Below are 23799 nucleotides of genomic sequence, written 5' to 3' on the forward strand. Positions count from 1 at the left end.
TATGGAGGAACCTGCTTCTTTTTACTATTATTGTGCAGCTGCTTGTACGTTGATTAACCCTTTTCCATAGTAGAAAGAGTTTCCAAGATATGTTGCAGTGCTTTCTAAACGATCACGGACTTGCGCGTTTGTCCAAGTCGGGTGCTTAGAAAGAATTAACGCTGCTGCTCCGGCAACGTGAGGAGTCGCCATGGACGTGCCGTTGTAAGCACCGTAAGTGCCTCCAGGAAGTGTGCTTTGGATGGATACGCCAGGAGCCATCACATCAAGCTCAGAACCTGCGCTTGAGAATGAAGCTCTTTGGTTGCTGCTGTTTACCGCACCTACCGCAATAGTAGAAGGATATTTTGCAGGGTAGCCGACTGTGCTTGAGCTTCCGGACGAACCTTCGTTTCCGGCAGCGGCAGCAACGACGATACCGCTGGAAACGGCTTTATCAACGACTGTTTTCAGCGCTGTAGAACCAGTAGGTCCGCCAAGGCTCATGTTGATAACATCCATATTGTTGGAAATGGCCCACTCAATGCCGTTAATAATCCAGCTATATTGGCCGCTTCCTGTTGAATCAAGCACTTTTACTGCATATAATGATGCGCTTGGCGCTACGCCCAGAACACCGATTGAGTTATTAAGAGCGGCAATCGTACCGGCTACATGCGTACCGTGAGAACTGCCGTCCTGGTATGGGTTTGTTTCAGAAGGTACGAAGCTTGCTCCGCCTCTGACGTTTAAGTCAGGATGAGAAGAGTCAATTCCGCTGTCAATAACAGCTACTTTTACGTTAGAGCCTGTGTAGCCTTGAGAGTGAAGAGCCGGCGCTTTAATTTGAGAAATGCCATAAGGAACAGATTGCGCATATTCATGTGCAATATGATCTTCTTCCACATATGCAACGCTCGGATCTTTTTTCAATTCTTTTACAGCTTTTTCATCCAATGTTGCTGCGGCCGCGTTAACATACTTAAATTGCTTTTGAACCTTTCCGCCTTTTTCAGAAATAACATCCTTTTTCTTGGCGGAACTCATGGCACTCATTGTCTGCTTAAATCCGACAATGTATTTCTTTTCTGTACTGCTTTTTCCGGCAGCCTGCGCAGACATGTTGCTGAACGCCATCGTAAAGATTAACGTTAACGCAAACAACAAGCTGATCCACAATTTTTTGCTTCTCACTCTTTACCCTCTCCTTTTAAAAAATTCAGAGTAGACTTACTTAAAAGACTATTCTGTGAATTTATTGTAATAGATGGAATAATATTTTAGTAGACCCATTTTTTTGAGATGATTTTATCTCTATTTAGGTATATCATCTCTCGCTATTTCCGTAGAGACTCGAAATAACTATTTTCATACAGAAAAGAACGAAAATAGACATGAGTAAATGTTCATTATGCTGAAATGTCATGCTTTTTTAGGTTAAATGCTCCTGAGTCCCTGCAAATTCCTGTCGAAAAAATTCGTTCAAATGACCTGCATATGCTTCCGTGAGAACAATGGATATTATCGTGATATTTTTTCAAAGCATGATGATAAAAGTATTCTGAAAAATAAACTTTACAGAAAAGGGATAGAATAAAAAAATTATTGAGAGGGAGGAAGAAATGAGATGAACATTCGCCAAGCAAAGACATCAGATGCAGTAGCCCTCGCGCCGCTGTTTAACCAATATCGGGAATTTTATAGACAGGCATCCGATTTGCAAGGGGCGGAGGCTTTTTTGAAAGCTCGTTTGAAAAATCACGAGTCTGTTATTTTGATAGCAGAAGAAAATGGAGAATTCATAGGCTTTACCCAGCTCTATCCAACGTTTTCTTCTGTGTCAATGAAAAGGATCTACATATTAAATGACTTATTTGTCGTTCCTCATGCGCGTACAAAGGGAGCCGGCGGCCGGCTGCTTTCTGCCGCAAAGGATTATGCAGAGGAAAACGGGGCAAAATGTTTAACGCTTCAGACTGAGCACCACAACCGGAAGGCAAGAAGCTTGTATGAGCAAAACGGCTATGAAGAGGATACCGGATTTGTCCATTATTCTCTCAATGTGCCGGCGAAGTGAAAGCTGTGGCTTGATGATTTGGTTTTTTGAACGTTCTTCGGTTACGATATAAATGAAAAGGAGTGTGCCGAATGTCAACGTTATTTCAAGCATTGCAGGCTGAAAAAAATGCCGATGATGTTTCAGTCCATGTGAAAACCATATCAACAGAGGATTTGCCGAAGGATGGTGTCCTGATTAAAGTTGCTTATTCCGGCATCAATTACAAAGATGGTCTGGCCGGAAAAGCAGGAGGCAATATTGTCAGAGAGTATCCGCTTATTTTAGGCATCGATGCTGCGGGTACGGTCGTTTCTTCCAATGATCCGCGTTTTGCGGAGGGGGATGAGGTGATCGCGACAAGCTATGAGCTCGGTGTCTCACGTGATGGCGGATTAAGTGAATACGCTTCGGTGCCTGGTGACTGGCTGGTGCCTTTGCCACAGAATCTTTCGTTAAAAGAAGCGATGGTGTACGGAACGGCGGGATTTACTGCGGCGTTATCAGTTCATCGGCTTGAACAGAACGGTATGTCTCCGGAAAAAGGCAGCGTGCTAGTCACAGGAGCAACCGGCGGTGTCGGCGGAATTGCGGTATCGATGCTGAACAAGCGGGGCTATGATGTTGTGGCAAGCACCGGAAACCGGGAGGCGGCTGATTATTTGAAACAGCTCGGTGCAAGCGAAGTAATCAGCAGGGAAGATGTCTATGACGGAACGCTTAAGGCGCTGTCCAAGCAGCAATGGCAGGGAGCGGTTGATCCAGTCGGCGGAAAACAGCTTGCCTCGCTTTTAAGCAAAATTCAATACGGCGGATCTGTCGCAGTGAGCGGCTTAACCGGCGGAGGAGAAGTTCCGGCAACGGTGTATCCTTTTATTCTTCGCGGAGTAAGCCTGCTCGGAATCGATTCAGTATACTGTCCGATGGACGTCAGAGCCGCTGTTTGGGAGCGCATGTCTTCTGATCTCAAGCCTGATCAGCTGCTGACCATCGTGGACAGGGAAGTATCATTGGAAGAAACGCCGGGTGCGTTAAAAGATATTTTGCAAAATCGCATTCAAGGAAGAGTGATTGTGAAGCTATAACAAGATCAGCTTGCAGAGAATGTTATTTTTCTGCAAGCTTTTTTGTGGACAGGATGATCAGCTGCTGAACTGCTGTGTCGCGAAACAAGATTTTCATGTAAGCGGAACTTTCTCTTCCCATTTTAAAAATAATTGGTGATAATGATTCTCATTCCGTGTTATACTACTCTTGGACATCTTAACCATAGAAACTACCAACAGGAGAGACTGGAACATATGAAAAAAACACTGATTATTCTTACAGTTTTACTTCTTTCTGTCTTAACGGCTGCTTGCTCGTCTTCAAGCGGCAATCAAAACAGTAAAGAACATAAAGTGGCGGTAACACATGATTTAGGGAAGACAAATGTGCCTGAGCATCCGAAGCGGGTTGTTGTTCTTGAGCTTGGTTTTATTGATACACTGCTTGATCTCGGCATTACGCCTGTCGGGGTTGCCGATGACAACAAAGCGAAGCAGCTGATCAACAAGGATGTGCTGAAGAAAATTGACGGCTACACATCTGTCGGCACTCGCTCACAGCCAAGCATGGAAAAAATCGCTTCATTAAAACCCGATTTAATTATTGCTGACACGACCCGGCATAAGAAGGTGTACGATCAGCTGAAAAAAATAGCGCCGACGATTGCGCTTAATAATTTAAATGCTGATTATCAGGATACAATTGACGCTTCGCTTACGATTGCAAAAGCAGTCGGCAAGGAGAAGGAAATGGAGAAAAAGCTGACGGCGCATGAAGAAAAGCTTAGCGAGACAAAGCAGAAAATCAGCGCGAACAGCCAGTCCGTGCTTTTGATCGGAAATACAAATGATACGATTATGGCCAGGGATGAAAACTTCTTTACATCGAGACTTTTAACACAGGTCGGCTATCGATATGCAATCAGTACGTCAGGCAATAGCGATTCAAGCAATGGCGGCGACTCTGTGAATATGAAAATGACACTGGAGCAGCTGCTGAAAACAGATCCGGATGTGATCATCCTGATGACAGGAAAAACAGATGACCTCGACGCCGACGGTAAACGCCCGATCGAAAAGAATGTCCTTTGGAAAAAGCTGAAGGCAGTGAAAAACGGGCATGTATACCACGTGGACCGTGCGGTGTGGTCTTTGCGCCGCAGTGTAGACGGGGCGAATGCCATTTTGGACGAGCTTCAAAAAGAGATGCCGGCTGCTAAGAAATAAAAGAAAAGACAGGCAAACGCCTGTCTTTTTCTTATTTGATAAAGCCGGATAAGTGGCTGTTGATATTATAGTCTTTTATCCGCCATTTTTCTTCTGCAAATTCAATGTTGCTGAGGCAAGCGTTGACGAGGCGCGTGCTTTGAAGCTCCGGGTCACCGCCCGATATTTCCGTCAGCAGTGCGTGAATTGCCGCACCGTGCGCCACGATCAGTACCTTCTGGTTTGGGTACGCCTGGTTCACTTTTGCCAAACCGCCCATCAGCCTGTCAGTGAGTTCTTCTAACGTTTCCATATTCGGATAGATGTTATCCGGATAGCGCTTTGTCCGTTCCTCCAGCGGCATGCCCTCCGCGTCGCCGTAATCGCGTTCCTTAAAATCATCCATCTCGACAATCGGAAGATGCAGATATTCATTAATAATTTCCGCGGTTCTTTTCGCTCTTTTCAGCGGGCTCGTCACGATAATATCCCAAGAAAAGTCCTTTACATATTCTCCGGTTTCTCTTGCTTGGCGTTCACCTGTTGTGTTTAGCGGAATATCGGTTTTTCCTTGGCATTTTTGCTGCAGGTTCCAATCGGTTTCTCCATGTCTTACTAAGCAAACGGCTGTCATAAAATCCCCTTCCTGACTTTATTCATATCGCTATTATACTAAATCGAAAGCATGCATCCTATAAAAAAGCCTATGCAAGAACTTCAAATAATAAAGCCAGCCCGATTCCGCCGCCGCTTCCGATGGCTGCAACAGCATATTGACAGTCTGTCCGTCTTTTCGCTTCATAAAACAATCTGGTTACCAGAGCTGCACCTGATGCACCGTATGGATGGCCAAGAGCTAATGCGCCGCCGCGCACATTGATTTTTGAAAAGGGAATGCCGAGTTCTTGCGAGCAGACACAAATTTTGACGGCAAAGGCTTCATTGATTTCAAATAAATCGATATCATCAGGTGTTACATCGTGTGTATGTAAGAGATTACGGATCGCATCAACCGGTGCCGCGGGCGGATAGTTGGGGTGAATCCCGCTGACTGCGCTGCCGATAAACCGGAGCACAGGCTTAAGTCCCAGGGCTGCCGCTTTTTCTTCTTCCATTACTAAAAGAGCCGCTGCTCCGTCTGCTATGCCGCTGCTGTTGGCTGCTGTGACTGTTCCGGAGCTGGTGTCGAAAACCGGCTTTGCGCGGGGAATAATCGCTTTTATCGGACGTGTTTTCAAAAATGCTTCGTCTGTCTCCAATTCCCCGAGAGGAACAATTTCTTCACGGTAAAATCCTCCATCATGCGCGTTCCTGCTGCGTTGATGGCTGAGAAGCGCGTACTCATCCTGCATGTTTCTGCTGATGGAATAGCGTGCTGCCGTATATTCTGCTGCGATGCCCATGTCGGGATCGCCGATGGCATCTGGAGAAAAGCGGGCCCGTTCTGAAAAAGGGGATTGGCTGCTGCTTTCTGAGCCGCCCGCGATATACACCGTGCCGGCTCCCGCTTGAATAAGGCTGCAGGCATAGCGCACAGCTTCAAGGCCGGAGCCGCACTGTCTGTCAATTGTCATTCCGGGAACCGATAAAGGCAGTCCGGCTTGAAGGGCTGACAGTCTGGCGAGGTTGCCGCCTCTGCCGGTAGCATTTCCGAGAATAACCTCGTCAATTTGATCCTCTAGCTTTCGGCTGAGACAGCGGATGATGGGAGCCGCCAAATCCTCCGGCAGGAAGGGCTTCAGCAGTCCGTTTTGATTTCCAAAGATCGTTCGTTTTGCATCAACAATAACCGCATTCAATTATACTGTACACCCTCTTCCAGCCATTTTTTCACGCTGGAACGGGCAATTTTTCCGCTGCTCGTTTCCGGCAAGCTGTCTGCAAACACCCATTTTTTCGGGATTTTATAGGAGGCTAATTTCTGTTTACACAAGGCTTTCAGTGTTCTGGCATTAGCGTTTCCATGAATGACAGCTACAGCGATTTCCCCCCAATACTCGTCGGGAATGCCAACGACAGCCGCGCTTTCAACCTCTGGGCAGGCGAGAAGCACACGTTCAATTTCTTCTGGGAAAATATTTAATCCTCCGTACACGATCATCCCGTTTTCTCTTCCTGATATGTATAGAAAGCCTTCTTCATCAACATAGCCCATATCATCCACTGTCATCCATTCATCTGGTGTGCTGCCATTCACATAGCCGGAAAACCGCATCGGGCTTTTGACAAATATTTTTCCGACTTCCCCTGGCTGACAGCGTTCTCCTCCAGCGTTGCGGATTTCGATCCGGACATTATGAAAAGGGCGGCCCGCTGAATGCGGCTTCCGTTTGCTGTCTTCCGGTGAAGAAAACGTCACAAAACTAAGCTCTGATGTGCCGTAAAAATCGTACAGCTTGAGATGAGGCCATGCAGCGGCAAGCTTCTCCTTGGATTCTGCCGGCCAGTCTGCGCCGGATGAAATGATTTTGACGGGACTGTCGGGAAAACCCTTAATCCTTGTGAGGGCGTCTGTCATCGTCGGTACGGTATAGAGAATACTGATGGATTGACGGCACAGCCATTCCTTCGCTTTGGCAGGAGAAAACTTTTTCAGCAAACAAACGGTTCCTCCGAGAAACAAAGTGCTGACTGCCCCGTATAAGAAGTGAGAGGACATTAACGTCCCGGGAATCAATACCGTGTCATTTGATGAAATCGAAAAATCTGTTTCCGTACAGGTAAAGCTCTCCATCCATGAGCGGTGAGATCGCGTAAAGGCCTTTGGTTTTCCTGTCGAGCCCGACGTAAATCCCATATAAAAAGGGTGCTCCGGATCAATGGTAGGCAAGGGATCAGCGGCTGCCTCAGAAATATCTGCCATACAGTTATCCAGCAAAACAACAGGTGTCTGGCTATCTGTCAGTTTGTTTTTAAAAAAGGCTAAAGTAACCACAAGATCCGCATCACCTATGGACAGGCGTTCCTTACATTCTGCCGCGCTCCAGCGTGTGTCGATGGGAATGGCCGTGCATCCAGCCGCTGCGGCTCCGGCAAACAGCTGTAAAAACGCCAGACTATTTGGGAGCAGGATCGCCACACGATTCGGCATGCTCGGCTGTGACCGCAGCCAATTTGCGGTTTGAGAGACAAGCCGATCCCAATCATGGTACGTGATTTGCTCCGATTCAGTCTGGATCGCTACACGGCCGGGCGATGTTTCGGCAGTAGATGAATAGGTATGAGTAATTGTCATGTAGTGTCATCCTCCTTTTGTAAACATCGTATCAGAAAGAGACAAGGCTTGAGTGATTTTTATCGCCAGAAATGCAGATACAGCCGCTTTTATCAAATCACCAGGCACATATGCAAGGCTCATGAAGGCGGCCTGTGACAAATCAATATGCATGATAAAAGCTTGTACCGGTATACCAAGCAGATAAATAAAGATGATGCCGAATACGATATGAGTGAAAAAGAGACGCAATACTGTCACCTTCCGCAGCCTGTTAGCGGCTAAACTGATCAGCCATGAAGCGAGGGGATAAGCAATCAAAAAGCCTGCGCTCGGTCCGAAAAACACACCAAAACCGCCTCGTCCGCCGGGCAACAGCGGCGCTCCGAAGGCGACGAGCAGCAAAAAGACAAGCTGGCTTAAGAAAGCAGACTTTGGCCTGAGGATGCTGCCTGCCAGCATGACACCAAGTGTTTGCAATGTAATCGGAACAGGTGTAAAGGATAAGAAGAGAGGGGGCATAAAGCCGAGCACTGCCATCAGTGCGGTGAAAATCGCAATATGCATCATGTCGATTAATTTCAGCATGTGAAATCCTCCAAACAGTAATCAAATATGGTTATACAATAAATGCAGGCAATTATTATGTCAACCGATTTTTAATTTAAGTTTACATAGTGAACGCAGAAAAACCGGCCGTATAGCAGACCGGTTTTTGATGGTTATTCTTCTGTCAGGATGACAAGCGAATCAACGGAAGCGGCCACATGGGAAACGGCGCGGCTGACTTCCTGAAGCCCTCCAAGAAAGGCTTGCAGATCGACGTCGATTTTGCCTGATTGCTCTTTGCTGATTTTCATGCTGTGGACGATTTCATCGAATAAGCGGTTAATTTGCGTCATTTTTTCTTTACTTTCGCTGACTAGCTCATTCACGTCTTTGATATGCTTCGATACAATGTTGATTTGTGTATTCGTATTGTTCACAAGCTCAGAAACAGTAGAGACGGTTTTTTTCGTATCCTCAGAAAGCTTCCGCACTTCATTTGCCACGACAGCAAAGCCTTTGCCGTGTTCTCCGGCGCGGGCGGATTCAATAGATGCATTGAGCGAGAGAAGGTTTGTTTGTTCAGCTATGCCTGTGACGATGCCGAAGATTTTTTCAATTTGCTGCGCGATTTCATCCAGCTTGACCATTTCTTTTTCGATTTGGACAAGGCTTGTGTCAATTTTGTTCATCTGTTTTTGCTGGACTTCTAGCTCTTTTTTTCCGCCGATCGACTTTTCTTCAACAGTGCTGGATGTTACAGTGCCGGCTTTGGATGCTTGAGAAATGCCTTCAGATTTGTCCACAAGCTCTTGAACTGACCTGCTTGTTTCTGAAAACAGATTGGCAATCGATCCAGAGGTTTCTTGAATTTTCTGATGAAGAAGGTTTTTCTTTTCTTCTTGTTCATCACGGGTCTGGTTGTACTCGCTTTGAAACGCTTCAAGGACAAGCTGCTGTTCTAAGTTCAAGATTTTTGTTGTTGCTTTAATGGCTTTCAGCAGTTCTTGCTGATTTGTAATGGACGCTTCATAAATGTCAATCATTGACAAAAGGAGCTCTTGAAACGCACCCATATACCATTTTGGCAAAAGGCCGATTCTTAAATGGATGGAGGCGATTCGGTTACGCTTTTCAATAAATTCATCATCGATAACGCCTGCAAACATTTCCTGAATATGCCGTTTTAACGTTTGTTTTAAGCGGTCAACTGAGCTGTGATCATTAATGATATCCATCAATGAGCTTTCATGGTCAAGGTTTTTATAGAACGCATCGACGATGTATACGATATTTTCTTGAATGAGTGGCTGAAGCTGCTCTAACACGTAAAGCTCAGCATCTCCCAACCTGACCATTTTGAGCTGTTTTTTGACATCTGCATGTTTGTTTGTGAGCTGAATGCGGTTTTTTTGCTGTCCGTTTGAATCTGAAAAGTAAGCTGTTTCTTGTTTTCTGTCTTTTTTAAATAACAATACAATGATCCCCCTTGGGAAAAATATAATTTTTACTTTTTGGCTTTTTAAGCCTTTTTCTTTTTTATCGGCCAAGGGAAACATGAATGAAGCTGCAGATGAAAAATATTTGAAAAACCGTTCATTAAAATGAACGGTTTAATCGAGATCTATTTGTTTTAATGGTTTAATGGCCGGACCCTCTACAACTTCGCCAGATGGCTTAAAGCGTGATCCGTGGCACGGACAATCCCACGTATGCTCACTGTCGTTCCACTCGACCTCGCAGCCTAAATGGGTACAAGTCGTATCAACGAGATGGAGGCAGCCTGTCTCATCCCGAAATGCTCCCGCTCGCCTGCCGTTTATGGTGACGGCTTTCCCTTCTCCTGACGAAATGTCTTCAAATTGGACATCAGGCTTTTCAAGCTTTCCTTTGATCAAATGCTTGGCGACATCGGCATTGTAGGAAATCACTTTCTGCAACCCGGGATTCAGATGGAAACGGGACGGCGTGAAAATGCTTTCGTATGGATTGTCTTTTTTCTCCACAAGGTCTGACAATAGAGTGGCTGCGACTGCTGAGGACGTCATGCCCCATTTTTTGAACCCGGTCGCTACTAGAATATTGTCCTCATTTTCCGACATCGGCCCGATAAACGGGATTTTGTCGATCGTCACTAGATCTTGGGTGGACCAATAATATGGAATGCTTTCGATGCCGATGGTGCTTTCAGCCAGTTGTCTTAGTGTTTCATAATGTGTAGACATGTCTTTTCCCTGGCCTGTTTTATGGCTTACTCCGCTGAAGAGAATCAGCTTTTCACCGTTTACAACCGTATAGCGGAGCGCCACTGACGGCTGATCGATACTCAAATACATGCCCTCGGGATACTCGATCTTCGGCTTGATGGCAAGGACATAAGATCTGTCGGAGTACATTCTCGCAGCATATAATCCGCCTCCGTCATAAAAAGGGAAGTGGGAACAGCATATGATAAAGCGGCTCTTAATGGCGTGCCGGCTTTTTGTTACCACTTCGGGCCTTTCGCCTTTTTTGATATCAAGCGCAACGGTCTCTTCATAAATTCGGCCGCCTTTTTGAACAATTTGCTCCAGAAGCGCTTTTAAGTATTGCAGCGGATGAAATTGAGCTTGATTCTTCATGACAAGCGCCAGCTTAGAACCTAAGGGAATTGGAAGATTTTTGATAAGGTCTCTTTCAATTCCGAGCTTTGTGTATGCCTCATGCTCGGTGCGGATTTTTTGAACGGCGTTTTCATTTGCCGTATAAAGATATGCGTCTTGCTCGATCCATTCGCAATCAATTTGATGTTCATCCACAATGCCTTTTATGTAATCAATTGCGTTTTGGTTTGCTTCATAATAAAGCCTCGCATGGTTTAATCCGAAATGGCGGATAAATTCGTCGTATATCATGTCGTGCTGTGCGGTAACTTTAGCAGTTGTATGCGCAGTGGTTCCGTTAAGAACCTGATTTGCTTCAATCAAAACGACACGGAAGCCTCTCTTCGTAAGTTCATATGCCGTTGTGATTCCCGTAATCCCGCCTCCGATAATGGTGACGTCACATTCAGTGTCCTCTTGAAGCGCAGGAAAAGAAGGCAGGTCAGTTGATGTTTTCCAGTATGTTTCAGGTGCTTCCTTTGCAAAATGTTGATTAGCCAAGCCGTTATACCTCCAATCAGATTTATTCTTAATTTTTCCATATTCTATCTTTTCATACATAGGAAGCAGGCATTGTTCATAACATAATAAGGTTGAAAAGGAGTGATTTCATTGGCGAATCAAAAAAAGAAAACATTACCGCCTCAGCACCAGAACCAGCAGCCTGGTTTTGAATATCTCATGGACCCGCGTCCGGTTTTTGATAAGCCGAAGAAAGCGAAAAAATTAGAGGGCAAAACCGCTATTATTACTGGAGGAGACAGCGGAATTGGACGCGCTGTATCGGTGTTATTCGCAAAAGAAGGGGCTAATGTGGTCATTGTGTATTTGAATGAACATCAGGACGCCGAGGAAACAAAGCAGTATGTAGAAAAGGAAGGGGTAAAATGCCTGCTGATTGCAGGAGATGTCGGGGATGAAGCGTTTTGCAATGATGTGGTCGGGCAGGCAAGCCAAGTGTTTCCATCCATTGATATATTGGTTAACAATGCAGCTGAGCAGCATGTCCAGCCCAGCATTGAAAAAATCACCAGCCACCAGCTGATCAGAACCTTCCAAACAAACATTTTTTCCATGTTTTACTTAACAAAGGCAGTGCTGCCTCATTTAAAAAAAGGGAGCTCTATTATTAATACCGCTTCTATTACCGCCTATAAAGGCAATAAAACGCTGATCGATTATTCAGCGACAAAAGGCGCGATCGTTACGTTTACAAGGTCCCTTTCCCAATCGCTTGTTCAGCAGGGCATACGGGTCAATGCAGTGGCACCGGGGCCCATTTGGACACCGCTTATCCCGGCCAGCTTTGCCGCAAAAGACGTGGAAGTGTTTGGTTCAGACGTGCCGATGGAACGCCCGGGACAGCCGGTCGAAGTGGCGCCAAGCTATCTATACCTTGCCAGCGACGATTCCACATACGTCACAGGACAGACGATTCACGTCAATGGCGGAACAATTGTGAACGGATAATAAAAAGCCAATCCTTGAAGGATTGGCTTATTCGCTCTGCTTGAGCGCTGCATATTCTTTAGAGAGCGTAAGAAACGCATCTTTATCTTTTTCGTCCAAGGCTTTGTTAATTTGGTCTGTCAGCATGGCAAGCCGACGGTTATACAAGGATTCATCGAGCACCATTTGAATGTAAATATCCGTCATTGTGACATCGAATTCTTTTGTTTTTTGCGTGTTGCGGGACTTCATGAGCTCAGTGTACGATTTTTTCTCTTTCATAAAGAATCCCCCCAATGCCTTTTTTATAGTATATGGATAACGGTCGAAAAAATCAATAAATTTTTATAATTTTTAGACAACTAATACTTGGCAATCTATCGACATATCCTGCAAAATGCCGTAAACCGGCAAGTCCTATGAAAGTAAAATCGGGTTATTACTAGTAATTTAGTACCATTAAATATCATTAAAAGATGATTTTATCTTAAATGTTAAAAAAACCTGTCGTTTTATAAAAACAGATGATAGATTATTAGTATAAATTTTGCAGAAAAAGGATGGAGGCCATAATATGAGTCAGAAAACAGACGCACCTTTAGAATCGTATGAAGTGAACGGCGCAACAATTGCCGTGCTGCCAGAAGAAATAGACGGCAAAATCTGTTCCAAAATTATTGAAAAAGATTGCGTGTTTTATGTCAACATGAAGCCGCTGCAAATTGTCGACAGAAGCTGCCGATTTTTTGGATCAAGCTATGCGGGAAGAAAAGCAGGAACTTATGAAGTGACAAAAATTTCACACAAGCCGCCAATCATGGTGGACCCTTCGAACCAAATCTTTTTATTCCCTACACTTTCTTCGACAAGACCCCAATGCGGCTGGATTTCCCATGTGCATGTAAAAGAATTCAAAGCGACTGAATTCGACGATACGGAAGTGACGTTTTCGAATGGGAAAACGATGGAGCTGCCGATCTCTTATAATTCGTTCGAGAACCAGGTATATCGAACAGCGTGGCTTAGAACCAAATTCCAAGACAGAATCGACCACCGCGTGCCGAAAAGGCAGGAATTTATGCTGTACCCGAAGGAAGAGCGGACGAAGATGATTTATGATTTTATTTTGCGTGAGCTCGGGGAGCGGTATTAGAAAATAGAAAGGAGCTGACCCACAGGGCAGCTCCTTTCATAAACCTATGCCGTCGGAATTCCTCCGGTGATTCCATATACCTGAGATGTCACATAGCTTGAATTCTCTGAAGCTAGAAATACATAAACATCGGCCAATTCCACTGGCTGTCCAGCGCGATTTAATGGAGCTGGCGGCGTGCCTTGTCCGAATTTCGGGATGTTTTCCGTCGGCTGTCCGCCGGAAATTTGCAGCGGTGTCCAAATTGGTCCGGGCGCAACTGAATTTACTCTGATGCCTTTGGAAGCAAGCTGTTTTCCCAGTCCGACGGTAAAGCCGATAATGGCGTTTTTCGTTGCTGCGTAATCTAACAGCATCGGGCTTGGATTATAGCCTTCAACTGAGGTAGTTGTGATAATTGAAGCTCCCTCCGGCAAATACGGAAGCGCTGCTTTTACAACCCAGTAAAGGGAAAAGACGTTCACTTCAAATGTTTTATAGATTTGTTCAGTAGGCAGATCTTCGATGTTTTCGACCGCTTGCTGTTTGCCTGCAACGAGCGCTAGCACATCAAGTCCGCCGAGTTCGTGATGCGACTGTTTGACTAGATCTTGGCAAAAGGATTCGTCGCTCAAATCTCCGGGGATCAGCACTGCTTTTCGGCCTTCTGCTTCAATCAGCTCTTTTACCTCTTCAGCATCTGGCTGTTCCTCGGGCAAGTAGTTAATGGCCACATCGGCACCTTCTCTGGCGTAAGCAATCGCGGCAGCGCGGCCGATACCGGAATCGCCGCCCGTGACAAGCGCTTTTCGACCCGTTAGTTTACCTGATCCTTTGTAGCTTTTTTCTCCGCAATCAGGGACAGGCTTCATGTTCTTTTGCAGGCCTGGCGGTTCTTGATATTGTTCGGGAAATTCATCATGAAAAAATGCTTTTATAGGATTCGTAAGATTTGAATCAGACATCAGCAACGCTCCTTTTCTGTTTGGTGTACATTCGTATGTGTACCCCTGAGCATAAGCAGAAAAACATGTTTTGGCAGTTTGAATAGTGAAGGAAAAAGAAAACAAGAAAAAACAAACCCTTCTTCCATATTTATCTTGTCAAATAAGACTATATGAATTATGATAAATTCGATCTATAAATCAACTAAATATTGGGTATTGGGGGAGTGAATCGTGAAAAAAGCGGCGGCGGTTTTGCTGTCACTCGGTCTCGTTTTCGGTTTTTCATACGGAGCTGACCATGTGGCGGAAGCTAAAACAAAGGTGAAGGTCTATAAGAACTGCAAGGAGCTAAACAAAGTATACAAAGGCGGGGTGGCCCGCACATCGAAGGTGAAAAACAAAGGCGGAAAAACGAAGTACAAGCCTTACGTCTCTAAGGCGCTTTATGATGCCAATAAAAATAAAGACCGCGATAAAGATCTTATCGCCTGTGAACGTTAAACAAGAAAAAGCAATCTGATGACCAGATTGCTTTTTCTATTGCTTAGGCCGCCTGATCGGCCGCAGCGCTTTTCGCCTTCCTTGTCATAAGGCTGACTGCCATCATGACCGTGATATTCAAAAGCAGGGCGACGATGCCTACATTCAAGTCTTTTGCGGCTTGCGGCAGAGCCGGAAATAAAGTGCCGATCGTCGTTTCAGTCATTGTAATATAAGTAACTGCTCCAACACCTGCAATAATGCCGGCGAAGGCCCCCTGTTTTGTCACCATATTATGCTTGAGCAGGCTGAACAAAAGGGAGGGGAATAGCTGTGTGACAAGGCTGTAGCCCATCAAAAGCAGCGTAACGATGGTATTCCCGCCTTTGAAGGTAAAATAAACCGAAATCAGCGCAATCACCGGCACTAAAAACTTAGCAAGAGCTGATACCTGCTGTTCTGTCGTGCGGGGCGCGATTACCTTGTACACATTTTTTGCAAACAGTGTGGAGGCGGACATTAAGATCATAGACCCTGGCACAAGTGCTGTCAGCAGTCCGGCAGCACCGATAATTCCGACAAACCAAGGGTCAAATGCTTGCAGGGACAGTCTCAAAAGCGATAGATCCCCGTCTGCGCCTTTCAGATCTGGAACTTGCAGGATAGCCGCAAAGCCGACGAAAAGGACGAAGAGCAGGACCAGCTGGTACAAAGGCATGATGATGGCGTTTTTGCGAAAGACTTTTGGGTTTTCGGCTGAATACGAAGCGGAAAACGTGTGAGGCCACATGTAAAAACCAAGTGCTGTCAAGAGTACGGTTGAACTGAACCATGCCGCACTTTGTCCCGATTCGGGGAGCGTAAGAAAGCCAGGCTTTGCCGTTTCAATCTGCTGAAACATGTCTTGAAATCCACCGTAGTAATGAATTGGCAAATACACACCTAAAAACAGAACGACAACCAGAATCATGATGTCCTTCACAACCGATATCCAGGCAGACCCGTGAATGCCGGAAACCATAACATAAACCGTGATGGAAATAGCGCCGATCCAGATGGCGGCGGTCGGGGTGATTTTGCCGTACGAGGTTTCCGATACAATCAGCCCGAGGCCTTTCAGCTGCAGCACAAGATAGGGAATGAGTGCGGCGATGCCGACTAGTGAAACGAGAATGCCAAGCAGCGGACTGTTGTATTTTTTTGTGAAAAAATCAGACTGCGACATCAGTTTATGCTGTTTCGCGTACGTCCAAACTGCCGGAAGAAGCCAGTAAGAAAGGATGTAGGCCAGACATCCGTAGGCGATGATATAAAAGGCTGGACCGCCTTTTCCGTAGGCCCAGCCGCTGCCGCCGAGAAACGTAAAAGTAGTATAAATTTCGCCTGCCATCAAAAGGAAGACGAAAACAGTTCCGAAGCCGCGCCCTCCGACCGTCCACTGCTCCAGGTTCATGTCTTTTCCTTTTTGGGCGCGTATACCGAGAAAAATACTCAAGAGCAGGACACCGAAAATGATGATGAGAGCTGTGTTCATTCTGCTTCCTCCTTTTTATTTTCCTTGTCGAGGACATACACAATCGCCATCAGCGCAGAGGTCAAAAGAGCCCACATCACAATATAGGCAAGAATAAACGGCATGCCGAGCACATAGGGGGTCACCTTATTTGCAAAAGGGATGCCGAGTAAGATTCCGATAAAGGGCAAAGCGGCAAGAACGTGAATCAGTTTCATAGAATCCTCCTTCTATTTAGGATTGGGGTGTACAAGCCCAAGCGTAATGAAAATGATGTCGCAGATATGGCAGAACATGTCATTTTTTGGCGTGAAAGGCTGTGGTTCGAATTATAAATAAATTTATTTTGTTTGTATAGTGTGAATTGTCTGAAATTAATGCTCTGAATCGCCCGAAGAGGGAACGGGCAGTATGATTCAAAAGGCTCAGAGTCTGTTTGGGGCAAATAGATAGTATGTTAATAATTCGCTGACCTGCTCACGGATTCGCGGATTAAAATAGCGGTGGTTTTCTTCATAACCGTCGATGACAAATGTATAGAGCGTAAAGGCTTCATCGCGTTCCGTCTCGCGGATTGCAATTTTTCTTTTCCTCAATTCTTTTCTGACCTCCATCAAATCCTTTTGTGCTATTTTTAATGATTCGCTGATAAGCTGTTTATAAGGATGCTTCAATTTTAATGTGCTTTCTTCAATTCCGGCGAGATCACGGTTAAAAATCGTAATGGCCATGGGCAAAAAGAGAGCCCGTTCAATTAAATCGTATATTTCCTCCTGCAGATTTGGCATGTTGACTCCTTCTTTCTAAGGGAACGTTTGTTCTATTTGTATTCTATATCGGCTGGTGAAATGTTTCAAGACAGAAAAAATCACCAAAACTTTTTAGTTTTCTGCTGATAATGTGTAGAATAAGGATAGACAAACCCGGTAAGGAGTATAAATGTTGGAGCATTTTTTATCCTATTTGACACAAGAACATTTAACTGAATTATTTCAAAGCTATAGGGCTTTCGGTCCTCTCATTGCTGTGCTGCTGCCTTTAATTGAAGCATTTCTCCCGTTTTTGCCGCTGATCGTGTTTGTGGTGGCGAATACGAACTCGTTTGGCTTGTGGGAAGGATTCATCCTGTCCTGGGCGGGATCAACTGCTGGTTCCATTCTCGTCTTTTTGATTGTCCGTCAATACGGACAGAGAAAATTGCTTGGATTTATCCGCAGTCATCCGTCTGTCAGAAAGCTGATGTTATGGGTGGAAAGACACGGCTTCGGTCCCATGTTTCTTCTGCTTTGTTTTCCATTTACACCGTCAGCCGCGGTGAATGTTGTTGCTGGTTTGTCAAGGATCGGAACGCGGCCGTTTATTTTGGCGGCAGCCTCGGGGAAGCTTGTCATGATTTTTATGATCAGCTTCATCGGATATGATCTGCACGCGCTGATTACACAGCCGATTCGAACGGTCATCGCCGTATTGGTGATCACTGTCTTATGGTATGTCGGCAAAAAGGTGGAGCGGTATCTGCATGTAAGAGCCAGTCAGCGTGAGCATGATGGAGGGAGACAGTAACATGAAAAAACGGTTTTGGTTTCTTGCCGGTGTAGTGTCCGTTGTTCTCGCCATTCAGGTTAAAAATGCTGTCTTTATTGATTACAAGGTAGAAGGCGTCAGTATGAACCCGACCTTCCAGGAAGGAAACGAATTGTTGGTCAATAAATTTTCGCATCGATTTAAAACCATCCATCGTTTTGACATCGTCCTTTTTAAAGGCCCTGATCATAAAGTGCTGATTAAACGGGTAATCGGCTTGCCCGGTGAAACGATCAAATATAAAGATGATCAGCTGTATGTGAACGGAAAGCAGGTTGCTGAGCCATTTTTGAAGCATTTGAAATCTGTTTCTGCCGGCAGCCATGTAACGGGTGATTTTTCTTTGAAAGATGTGACGGGAACAAGCAAGGTGCCGAAAGGAAAATATTTTGTCGTTGGAGATAATCGCATATACAGCTTCGACAGCCGGCACTTTGGTCCAATAAGAGAAAAAAATATTGTCGGTGTGATTTCTGATGCCGAATAAAAAGACGCTAACTGAAGAGGCGTCTTTTTGTATGCCGTTTGGAAAAATGTGTTGAAAAAAAATTTGTAAGGAGCTATAATCAAAATTGTTACGCACGTAACAAAAATTATATACTGTTTTGATTGAAAGTCCATTTTTATTGGGTTTTGTTCGTTTTGTATGAAACAAAAGGAGTGATGAGTGATGATGAAATACGAAGCAGTGATTATAGGAGGAGGACCGGTTGGATTTATGCTGGCTTCTGAGCTTGCGATGGCCGGAGTGGGAACATGTGTGATTGAACGGCTTGAAAAACCTGTTCCGCATTCCAAGGCGTTGACGCTGCATCCCCGAACGCTGGAGCTCCTTGAGATGAGAGGGATTTTAGAGCGGTTTGTATCCAAGGGAAGCAAGATACCTTCCGGACATTTTTCAATGCTGGATACCCGTCTGGATTTTTCAGGCTTGGATACGAGCTGTCCTTACACGCTTTTGCTCCCGCAGTCAAAAACAGAAAAGCTGCTTGAAGATCATGCACGAAGCCTGGGAACAGAGGTGTTTCGGGGTGCAGAGGCGCTGGCGGTTACGCAAAACGGGGAAGCGGTCCAAACGATTTTTAAGGATCGGGATGGCAGTGTACGGACGATCACAAGCAAGTTTGCCGTTGGGGCAGATGGCGCCGGGAGTACCGTCCGGAAACAGGCAAAAATTGAGTTTCCGGGAACAGACAGCACTGTCACCGCTGCGCTTGGGGATGTGGCGCTCCTTTCTCCGCCGCCGTCAGGCGTGCTGTCCCTTTGCACAAAAGAGGGCGGTGTTATGATTGTTCCGTTATCTCCAGACCGATACCGTGTCGTTGTGATCAGTCCTTATCGCACACAAATGCCGAAAGATGTGCCTGTGACTGAGGAAGAGCTGAAAGCTGATCTCCTGCGAATTTGCGGAACTGACTTTGGTTTAAGCGACCCTTCGTGGATGTCGCGGTTCGGGAACGCCGCGCGTCAAGCGAAACGGTATCGGGACGGCAGAATCTTTCTTGCGGGTGATGCCGCGCATATTCATTTTCCGGCGGGCGGACAAGGACTGAATGTCGGCCTTCAGGATGCAATGAACCTCGGGTGGAAACTGGCGGCGGCCATCAAAGGCTCTGCGCCTTCATGGCTTTTGGACAGCTACCATGACGAGCGGCATCCGGCAGCTGAAGGGCTCCTGAGAAACACGGAGGCACAGACAAAGCTGATCGATTTCACTCAAGCAGGCCTCCATTTGCGAAGCATGATGTCGGAGCTGCTGGCCTTCCCTGATGTGAATCGATATGTAGCAGGGCAAATTTCTGCACTCGATGTCAGATATGAAGCTGATCGTACCATGCCGCCGAATCGTTTGAACGGGGCACGGCTCCCTGACATGAAGCTGATTCTTTCCGACGGCAGTTCGGAATGGCTGTACAGCTTTCTCCAAAACGGGTCATTCGTTTTGCTGTCATTGAGGCAGGAAGCTGATGAGCATATCGAAGTGAAAGGCTTACGTACGGTAACCGCCTCGCTTGCAGAACCGAATGAAAAGTTGCGGGATGTGCATACCATATTGGTTCGTCCCGATGGACATGTAGCCTGGGCGGTGGATGCATCAGCGCCCGATTGTGCCGAGGTGATTCAAAAAGGGATCAGCCGCTGGTTTTCCGTCACCAGCCGAATATAATTCAATTCGATTGTTTCATCTGTAACAAAACGGTATGATAGAAGAAACAATCGAATGAAAAAGGATGGAAGACTCGATGAACACAGATCATACGAAACGCAATCTTTTTGAATTGTATGCGGAGCTCATACATCAGCAGGAGAAATGGGAGGGGCTTATTAAAGCCTTTTTATCTGACGAATTGAGGAAGCTGGATGTAGAGCACGGGAGTAAATCTCAATTGACGATGACAGAAATTCATGTTCTATCCTGTGTCGGGGACAATGAACCAATTAATGTCACGTCGATAGCAGAAAAAATGAATACGACAAAAGCGACTGTATCTCGCATCAGCACAAAATTGCTCGGCGCAGGCTTCCTTCACAGAACACAGCTCAGCGATAATAAAAAGGAGGTCTACTTCCGATTGTCGCCTGCTGGAAAAAAGCTGCACAGTTTGCACAAATATTATCATCAGAAGGCTGAACAGCGTTTTCTGTCATTTTTTGACCGCTATACTGAGGAAGAGATTCTTTTTGCGGAACGGCTGTTTCGGGATCTGGTGACAAAATGGTATCCGTCGTCAGAAGAAATTGAAGGGGGGCTTCCTAGCATTTTTAAATAAAAAACACGCACTGAGGTGCGTGTTTTTCACGTTTCTTCTTTCTTTTTCAAGATTGTAACGTAAATCAGATTTCCTCCGACTAAAATCATAAGCGGCAGTCCAGGGGAGCCGGATGTCACCAAATTATAAATCAGCCAGATTCCTAAACATATTCCATAATATAAGTGCATTGCCTTCTCGGGATTGTCGCGCAGCAAACTTCCTTTAATAATCTTTTTCATCATATCGCCCCTATTAATTTTAGGATTTCCCTTTAGTTTACATGCATCTTCGGTTCATCTCAAAATTTGCTCTTTGGCTTTTGATGCTCTCAAAATATTTCGAGGGAATTTTAGAATTATTTTTTTACAGATATGTTTTCTGATAGCTCTGCCCACTTCTATCATCTACTATCTCCCTTGCTAAAACACTGTTTTCTCCATATAAACAAGGAAAGACCTTCTGTTGCAAGCCACCTATTTAGTCCTTTTATTTCCTCTTGGGAGGAATGTCTCACTTTCTATTTCGGCTAATACTCCCATAGAATCAACAAATGTAATACTTGTTTCATTTTCACGCATAAGAATTTTCGTACCCCCACTTAATAGACCCTGTCATTTCTCAGCTAAGTCTGTTGTTAACTTGCCAATATTTTCTGCAGAGATGCCGTACCATCCAACAATTCGTTATGAATCAACCTATTCTGAAATTGGTCAGAGATCTCTAGAATACCCAAGTAACTTGTGATTTTACTTTCTAATAATTGGAACCACTGATCTTTTTCACTCAATGTATCTTCTATATATATAAATTTGTACATGTATTTACCTCAATTCATTCATTTGTTTTATTTTTATTTGAAAAGTAAAAAGAGGACATTAAGTCCTCTTCTTATTTACGATATGTCTATTAGTATCTTTCATTTACACGTGTTTTTGATGCTTTGTTTTCAAGTGAAATAGGGTCTTCTGTTTTAGTTCTCCTAATCTTTACAGAAATACCTACTAGAATGACCGCCATAGTTGTAAATATTCCCATGGTTAATAAGATCGTATCCTGATTTAAACTCCATCCAATTAAGAAAGAGATGATCGCTCCTCCGAAACTTGCCGAGGCAATAAATAAACTTGTAACTTCGTCAACGTATTTCTGAATAATGATTGATGCTAGTGTTAAAGCAATGGGAAATATCCCCGCTATACTTAGGCCAATCAAAAATGTACCACCCAATTGAAGTATTGGGTTACTTATATAAGAGAAAGCAATCAACAAAACAATTAAACAACTACAGCTAAAAAGGAGGTATTTGGAAAAATCAAGCCTTCTGCTTACTAAACCAATCAATATTCTTCCTATGATGATCCCTACCCAGAAAAAGGAGACACTTATAAGACTAATTTGTTCATTGTCTTGGTTTATCATGATTGAAGGTAAAAAGTTGGCAAAATTTGTTTCAATTCCAGCATATAGGAAAGCAAAAAATACAAAAAAGCCTAATTGCTTTGATTTTTTTCTATCTCCTATAAAGTATTGAAATGCTCCTCCATCTGGAAAGGTCACTTGTTGGTTAGCATTCTTAGCGTACTTTCGGTTCTTGGACAAGAAAATTAACCACCCTACGAATAGGACGAATAAAAAGGTGAATATACAGTAATACGGTAAAAACCAGTTATTGATATCTATGAAGGAATTAATTAATAATGGGAAAGATAAAGCGCCTAATCCAAAGAGAACTTCCAGCTTACTCATTTTTTCTGCATTACTTTCGAAATTAGCAATAACAAATGAACCAACTGTCGTTTCTAATGTGCCTGCTCCATATCCTAAGAGAAAAGCCATTACAATAATATAATACCAATCCTTAGTTAGAAAAAAGATGCTTAACGCTGCAAGCATTATTGTCAAAGCTAAAGTAAGTGTCCTAAAATGACTGTATTTCTTAATCATTAACGGTGCGATTAATACTCCGCTTAGAAATCCGGTAAACTGAAAGAAGATTATGACCGAAATATCATCTGTTGTCTTGTTAAAAGCCTCTAATAGAAATGGTGTCAAACTCCCTGTTGATATATGGATAATACCTACTGTAAAAAAGAAAGCATATCCAAATAAATATGTCCCTCTTAACATTCATTACACCCCTATATGAAAAAGCAGGAAAATAAATTCCTGCTTTTTTAGTAACTTCTCTCTTTGAAATACTAGTTGACTGCTGAAACAGACATTGGTTGAGAGTTGCTGTCTTTCTCAAAGAACATTTCTAATACTTCCTGAGATCTAAAACCATCACTAAAAGAAGGGATCTCAACCCAATCATTCTGAGTTGATGCAATCCAATTGATTAACTCGCTTCTAAAAGAATCAGCCCATCCATAAAACTCGTTTGGCGGATCGTTTAATAGGCTTTGCGGTACTGGGCAGTCTACCACGTTCAAGCCATCTATGAGCTTGTAAACGTGAGGATTACCTGTGTGGTATTTAAACTCTTTTTTGTGTCCAACTACCTCAATGCTAAAACCACAGTCTTCAGGTACAGAACACTTTGATGTGATGATATTTACAAATACCTTGTTCTTCAGCTGGCCATAAATTTCTGCATAGTCATCTACAAGTACCTGTTTATCCTCTTTTGTTTTTACATTTGTGTTCATTTTTGCCCTTACTGATTCTGTGATGAAATCACTCTCAAACAAATACCATACCATGTCAATAAGGTGAATACCCAGATCCCCCAATGATCCACTCGTCTTCTTACTGTTAGCGTCATCTCTCCAAGTAAACTTCTTACGCCTAAGTGCACTATTTTTCTTGAAGTGTACTTTTATGGACAGTATGTTACCTAGTTCATTATTGATAATTAAGCTTTTTAAGATATTTACGTAAGATAAATATCTATAATTAAATCCCATACTGGCTCTTACGCTCAACCTTTCAGCAGTATCTTTCATTATGCTTGCTTCTTCAAGAGAAATAGCCATAGGCTTTTCACACAAAACATGCTTATGTTTTCCTAATGCTTGCAAAGCATGTTCTTTATGGCAAAAGTTTGGTGATGCTACAATTAAACCTTCTGAGGCATCAATTAGTTCATCTACGTTTTCAAATGACTTCCCGCCGAAAGTTTTCACAAAGCTTTCTGCATTTTGTTGATTTATGTCATATACCCCTACTAACTCTGCATTTTTTATTGTAGATAAAGCAGTTGCATGCGCTCTTGCAATACCACCTGCACCTATGATGCCGATCTTCTTCATT

General features: G+C 44.2%; 25 protein-coding genes and 1 pseudogene. 10 read left to right on the forward strand and 16 right to left on the reverse strand.

Annotated elements, in window-relative coordinates; translation table 11 throughout:
• Nucleotides 1-27 precede the first annotated feature (27 nt).
• Complete coding sequence (aprE, locus tag AC07VD_RS06175) at nt 28-1173, reverse strand: subtilisin AprE (protein ID WP_029726299.1); 1146 nt, start codon at nt 1171-1173, stop codon at nt 28-30.
• 433 nt (nt 1174-1606) lie between these two features.
• Between aprE and AC07VD_RS06180 the strand changes: the two genes are divergently transcribed.
• From AC07VD_RS06180 to AC07VD_RS06190, 3 genes are all read left to right on the forward strand, one after another.
• The gene (locus tag AC07VD_RS06180; protein WP_167560024.1) at nt 1607-2056 is read left to right on the forward strand and encodes a GNAT family N-acetyltransferase; all 450 of its coding nucleotides are present in this window, start codon (nt 1607-1609) and stop codon (nt 2054-2056) included.
• A 71-nt stretch (nt 2057-2127) separates the two neighbouring features.
• On the forward strand, nt 2128-3120 hold the full coding sequence (locus tag AC07VD_RS06185) for an NADPH:quinone oxidoreductase family protein (RefSeq protein WP_029946220.1): 993 nt from the start codon (nt 2128-2130) through the stop codon (nt 3118-3120).
• Nucleotides 3121-3336: 216 nt separating this feature from the next.
• Nucleotides 3337-4308 (forward strand): ABC transporter substrate-binding protein, encoded by a 972-nt coding sequence (locus AC07VD_RS06190; RefSeq protein WP_003233159.1) that lies wholly within the window; start codon nt 3337-3339, stop codon nt 4306-4308.
• Between the two features lie 31 nt (nt 4309-4339).
• Here AC07VD_RS06190 and phoE read toward each other — a convergent pair whose 3' ends face one another.
• The 7 genes and pseudogenes from phoE to AC07VD_RS06225 all read right to left on the reverse strand — a co-directional run bounded on the left by phoE (nt 4340) and on the right by AC07VD_RS06225 (nt 11190).
• The gene (gene phoE, locus AC07VD_RS06195; protein ID WP_088325529.1) at nt 4340-4921 is read right to left on the reverse strand and encodes a phosphatase PhoE; all 582 of its coding nucleotides are present in this window, start codon (nt 4919-4921) and stop codon (nt 4340-4342) included.
• A 70-nt stretch (nt 4922-4991) separates the two neighbouring features.
• Complete coding sequence (locus tag AC07VD_RS06200; protein WP_129092374.1) at nt 4992-6086, reverse strand: acetyl-CoA C-acyltransferase; 1095 nt, start codon at nt 6084-6086, stop codon at nt 4992-4994.
• The gene (locus AC07VD_RS06205; protein ID WP_129092375.1) at nt 6083-7522 is read right to left on the reverse strand and encodes an acyl-CoA synthetase; all 1440 of its coding nucleotides are present in this window, start codon (nt 7520-7522) and stop codon (nt 6083-6085) included. The genes AC07VD_RS06200 and AC07VD_RS06205 overlap by 4 nt, the downstream gene beginning before the upstream one ends.
• Before the next feature lie 6 nt (nt 7523-7528).
• Nucleotides 7529-8089: a biotin transporter BioY gene (locus tag AC07VD_RS06210; RefSeq protein ID WP_003233151.1), complete on the reverse strand. Its 561-nt coding sequence runs from the start codon at nt 8087-8089 to the stop codon at nt 7529-7531.
• 134 nt (nt 8090-8223) lie between these two features.
• Nucleotides 8224-8739 (reverse strand): methyl-accepting chemotaxis protein, encoded by a 516-nt coding sequence (locus AC07VD_RS06215; protein ID WP_326255844.1) that lies wholly within the window; start codon nt 8737-8739, stop codon nt 8224-8226.
• Between the two features lie 240 nt (nt 8740-8979).
• Nucleotides 8980-9606: pseudogene (locus AC07VD_RS06220) on the reverse strand (protoglobin domain-containing protein); the annotation flags it as partial.
• A 54-nt stretch (nt 9607-9660) separates the two neighbouring features.
• Nucleotides 9661-11190, reverse strand: coding sequence for an FAD-dependent oxidoreductase (locus tag AC07VD_RS06225; RefSeq protein WP_494721643.1), 1530 nt, complete (start codon nt 11188-11190; stop codon nt 9661-9663).
• A 111-nt stretch (nt 11191-11301) separates the two neighbouring features.
• Between AC07VD_RS06225 and AC07VD_RS06230 the strand changes: the two genes are divergently transcribed.
• On the forward strand, nt 11302-12159 hold the full coding sequence (locus tag AC07VD_RS06230; RefSeq protein WP_003245662.1) for an SDR family oxidoreductase: 858 nt from the start codon (nt 11302-11304) through the stop codon (nt 12157-12159).
• 27 nt (nt 12160-12186) lie between these two features.
• On the opposite strand, the gene AC07VD_RS06235 is transcribed toward AC07VD_RS06230, so the two are convergent.
• Nucleotides 12187-12420 (reverse strand): IDEAL domain-containing protein, encoded by a 234-nt coding sequence (locus AC07VD_RS06235; RefSeq protein WP_003233142.1) that lies wholly within the window; start codon nt 12418-12420, stop codon nt 12187-12189.
• A 292-nt stretch (nt 12421-12712) separates the two neighbouring features.
• Between AC07VD_RS06235 and comK the strand changes: the two genes are divergently transcribed.
• Nucleotides 12713-13291 (forward strand): competence transcription factor ComK, encoded by a 579-nt coding sequence (gene comK, locus AC07VD_RS06240; protein ID WP_003245329.1) that lies wholly within the window; start codon nt 12713-12715, stop codon nt 13289-13291.
• Between the two features lie 44 nt (nt 13292-13335).
• Here the strand turns inward: comK and AC07VD_RS06245 are convergent, their stop codons facing one another.
• On the reverse strand, nt 13336-14235 hold the full coding sequence (locus AC07VD_RS06245; protein WP_003245421.1) for an SDR family oxidoreductase: 900 nt from the start codon (nt 14233-14235) through the stop codon (nt 13336-13338).
• A gap of 213 nt (nt 14236-14448) precedes the next feature.
• Between AC07VD_RS06245 and AC07VD_RS06250 the strand changes: the two genes are divergently transcribed.
• On the forward strand, nt 14449-14718 hold the full coding sequence (locus AC07VD_RS06250; RefSeq protein ID WP_021479615.1) for an excalibur calcium-binding domain-containing protein: 270 nt from the start codon (nt 14449-14451) through the stop codon (nt 14716-14718).
• Nucleotides 14719-14761: 43 nt separating this feature from the next.
• On the opposite strand, the gene AC07VD_RS06255 is transcribed toward AC07VD_RS06250, so the two are convergent.
• From AC07VD_RS06255 to AC07VD_RS06265, 3 genes are all read right to left on the reverse strand, one after another.
• Complete coding sequence (locus AC07VD_RS06255; RefSeq protein ID WP_494721644.1) at nt 14762-16231, reverse strand: sodium:solute symporter family protein; 1470 nt, start codon at nt 16229-16231, stop codon at nt 14762-14764.
• Nucleotides 16228-16428, reverse strand: coding sequence for a DUF3311 domain-containing protein (locus AC07VD_RS06260; RefSeq protein ID WP_024571728.1), 201 nt, complete (start codon nt 16426-16428; stop codon nt 16228-16230). Before AC07VD_RS06260 ends, AC07VD_RS06255 begins: the two co-directional genes overlap by 4 nt.
• Before the next feature lie 207 nt (nt 16429-16635).
• Entirely contained in the window at nt 16636-16998 is a 363-nt protein-coding gene (locus AC07VD_RS06265; RefSeq protein WP_024571727.1) for a YhjD family protein, read from the reverse strand.
• Between the two features lie 151 nt (nt 16999-17149).
• On the opposite strand from AC07VD_RS06265, the gene AC07VD_RS06270 reads away from it, so the two are divergent.
• From AC07VD_RS06270 to AC07VD_RS06285, 4 genes are all read left to right on the forward strand, one after another.
• Nucleotides 17150-17773: a TVP38/TMEM64 family protein gene (locus AC07VD_RS06270; protein WP_010886465.1), complete on the forward strand. Its 624-nt coding sequence runs from the start codon at nt 17150-17152 to the stop codon at nt 17771-17773.
• 1 nt (nt 17774) lies between these two features.
• The gene (gene lepB, locus AC07VD_RS06275; RefSeq protein WP_003233128.1) at nt 17775-18281 is read left to right on the forward strand and encodes a signal peptidase I; all 507 of its coding nucleotides are present in this window, start codon (nt 17775-17777) and stop codon (nt 18279-18281) included.
• A 180-nt stretch (nt 18282-18461) separates the two neighbouring features.
• Complete coding sequence (locus AC07VD_RS06280) at nt 18462-19961, forward strand: monooxygenase (protein WP_080263029.1); 1500 nt, start codon at nt 18462-18464, stop codon at nt 19959-19961.
• Between the two features lie 76 nt (nt 19962-20037).
• Nucleotides 20038-20565 carry a MarR family transcriptional regulator gene (locus AC07VD_RS06285; RefSeq protein ID WP_461728373.1) on the forward strand — a complete coding sequence of 176 codons (528 nt, stop codon included), beginning with the start codon at nt 20038-20040 and terminating at the stop codon, nt 20563-20565.
• 26 nt (nt 20566-20591) lie between these two features.
• Here AC07VD_RS06285 and AC07VD_RS06290 read toward each other — a convergent pair whose 3' ends face one another.
• From AC07VD_RS06290 to ntdC, 3 genes are all read right to left on the reverse strand, one after another.
• On the reverse strand, nt 20592-20789 hold the full coding sequence (locus tag AC07VD_RS06290) for a hypothetical protein (RefSeq protein ID WP_014479377.1): 198 nt from the start codon (nt 20787-20789) through the stop codon (nt 20592-20594).
• 664 nt (nt 20790-21453) lie between these two features.
• A complete protein-coding gene (glcP, locus tag AC07VD_RS06295; protein ID WP_153255875.1) occupies nt 21454-22674 on the reverse strand; it encodes a glucose/mannose transporter GlcP in 1221 nt (406 codons plus the stop codon).
• Nucleotides 22675-22745: 71 nt separating this feature from the next.
• On the reverse strand, nt 22746-23798 hold the full coding sequence (ntdC, locus tag AC07VD_RS06300; RefSeq protein ID WP_003244701.1) for a glucose-6-phosphate 3-dehydrogenase NdtC: 1053 nt from the start codon (nt 23796-23798) through the stop codon (nt 22746-22748).
• Nucleotide 23799 lies beyond the last annotated feature (1 nt).

This window comes from Bacillus sp. GW821-FHT01G09 (genome assembly GCF_059422205.1).

Excerpts from the sequence above, each read along its gene's own strand:
- AC07VD_RS06180 (WP_167560024.1), top strand. The coding sequence starts at position 1,607 with ATGAACATTCGCCAAGCAAAGACATCAGATGCAGTAGCCCTCGCGCCG.
- AC07VD_RS06185 (WP_029946220.1), top strand. The coding sequence starts at position 2,128 with ATGTCAACGTTATTTCAAGCATTGCAGGCTGAAAAAAATGCCGATGAT.
- AC07VD_RS06190 (WP_003233159.1), top strand. The coding sequence starts at position 3,337 with ATGAAAAAAACACTGATTATTCTTACAGTTTTACTTCTTTCTGTCTTA.
- phoE (WP_088325529.1), bottom strand. The coding sequence starts at position 4,921 with ATGACAGCCGTTTGCTTAGTAAGACATGGAGAAACCGATTGGAACCTG.
- AC07VD_RS06205 (WP_129092375.1), bottom strand. The coding sequence starts at position 7,522 with ATGACAATTACTCATACCTATTCATCTACTGCCGAAACATCGCCCGGC.
- AC07VD_RS06210 (WP_003233151.1), bottom strand. The coding sequence starts at position 8,089 with ATGCTGAAATTAATCGACATGATGCATATTGCGATTTTCACCGCACTG.
- AC07VD_RS06215 (WP_326255844.1), bottom strand. The coding sequence starts at position 8,739 with ATGAACAAAATTGACACAAGCCTTGTCCAAATCGAAAAAGAAATGGTC.
- AC07VD_RS06235 (WP_003233142.1), bottom strand. The coding sequence starts at position 12,420 with ATGAAAGAGAAAAAATCGTACACTGAGCTCATGAAGTCCCGCAACACG.
- comK (WP_003245329.1), top strand. The coding sequence starts at position 12,713 with ATGAGTCAGAAAACAGACGCACCTTTAGAATCGTATGAAGTGAACGGC.
- AC07VD_RS06245 (WP_003245421.1), bottom strand. The coding sequence starts at position 14,235 with ATGTCTGATTCAAATCTTACGAATCCTATAAAAGCATTTTTTCATGAT.
- AC07VD_RS06255 (WP_494721644.1), bottom strand. The coding sequence starts at position 16,231 with ATGAACACAGCTCTCATCATCATTTTCGGTGTCCTGCTCTTGAGTATT.
- AC07VD_RS06260 (WP_024571728.1), bottom strand. The coding sequence starts at position 16,428 with ATGAAACTGATTCACGTTCTTGCCGCTTTGCCCTTTATCGGAATCTTA.
- AC07VD_RS06265 (WP_024571727.1), bottom strand. The coding sequence starts at position 16,998 with ATGCCAAATCTGCAGGAGGAAATATACGATTTAATTGAACGGGCTCTC.
- AC07VD_RS06270 (WP_010886465.1), top strand. The coding sequence starts at position 17,150 with ATGTTGGAGCATTTTTTATCCTATTTGACACAAGAACATTTAACTGAA.
- lepB (WP_003233128.1), top strand. The coding sequence starts at position 17,775 with ATGAAAAAACGGTTTTGGTTTCTTGCCGGTGTAGTGTCCGTTGTTCTC.
- AC07VD_RS06285 (WP_461728373.1), top strand. The coding sequence starts at position 20,038 with ATGAACACAGATCATACGAAACGCAATCTTTTTGAATTGTATGCGGAG.
- AC07VD_RS06290 (WP_014479377.1), bottom strand. The coding sequence starts at position 20,789 with ATGATGAAAAAGATTATTAAAGGAAGTTTGCTGCGCGACAATCCCGAG.
- glcP (WP_153255875.1), bottom strand. The coding sequence starts at position 22,674 with ATGTTAAGAGGGACATATTTATTTGGATATGCTTTCTTTTTTACAGTA.
- ntdC (WP_003244701.1), bottom strand. The coding sequence starts at position 23,798 with ATGAAGAAGATCGGCATCATAGGTGCAGGTGGTATTGCAAGAGCGCAT.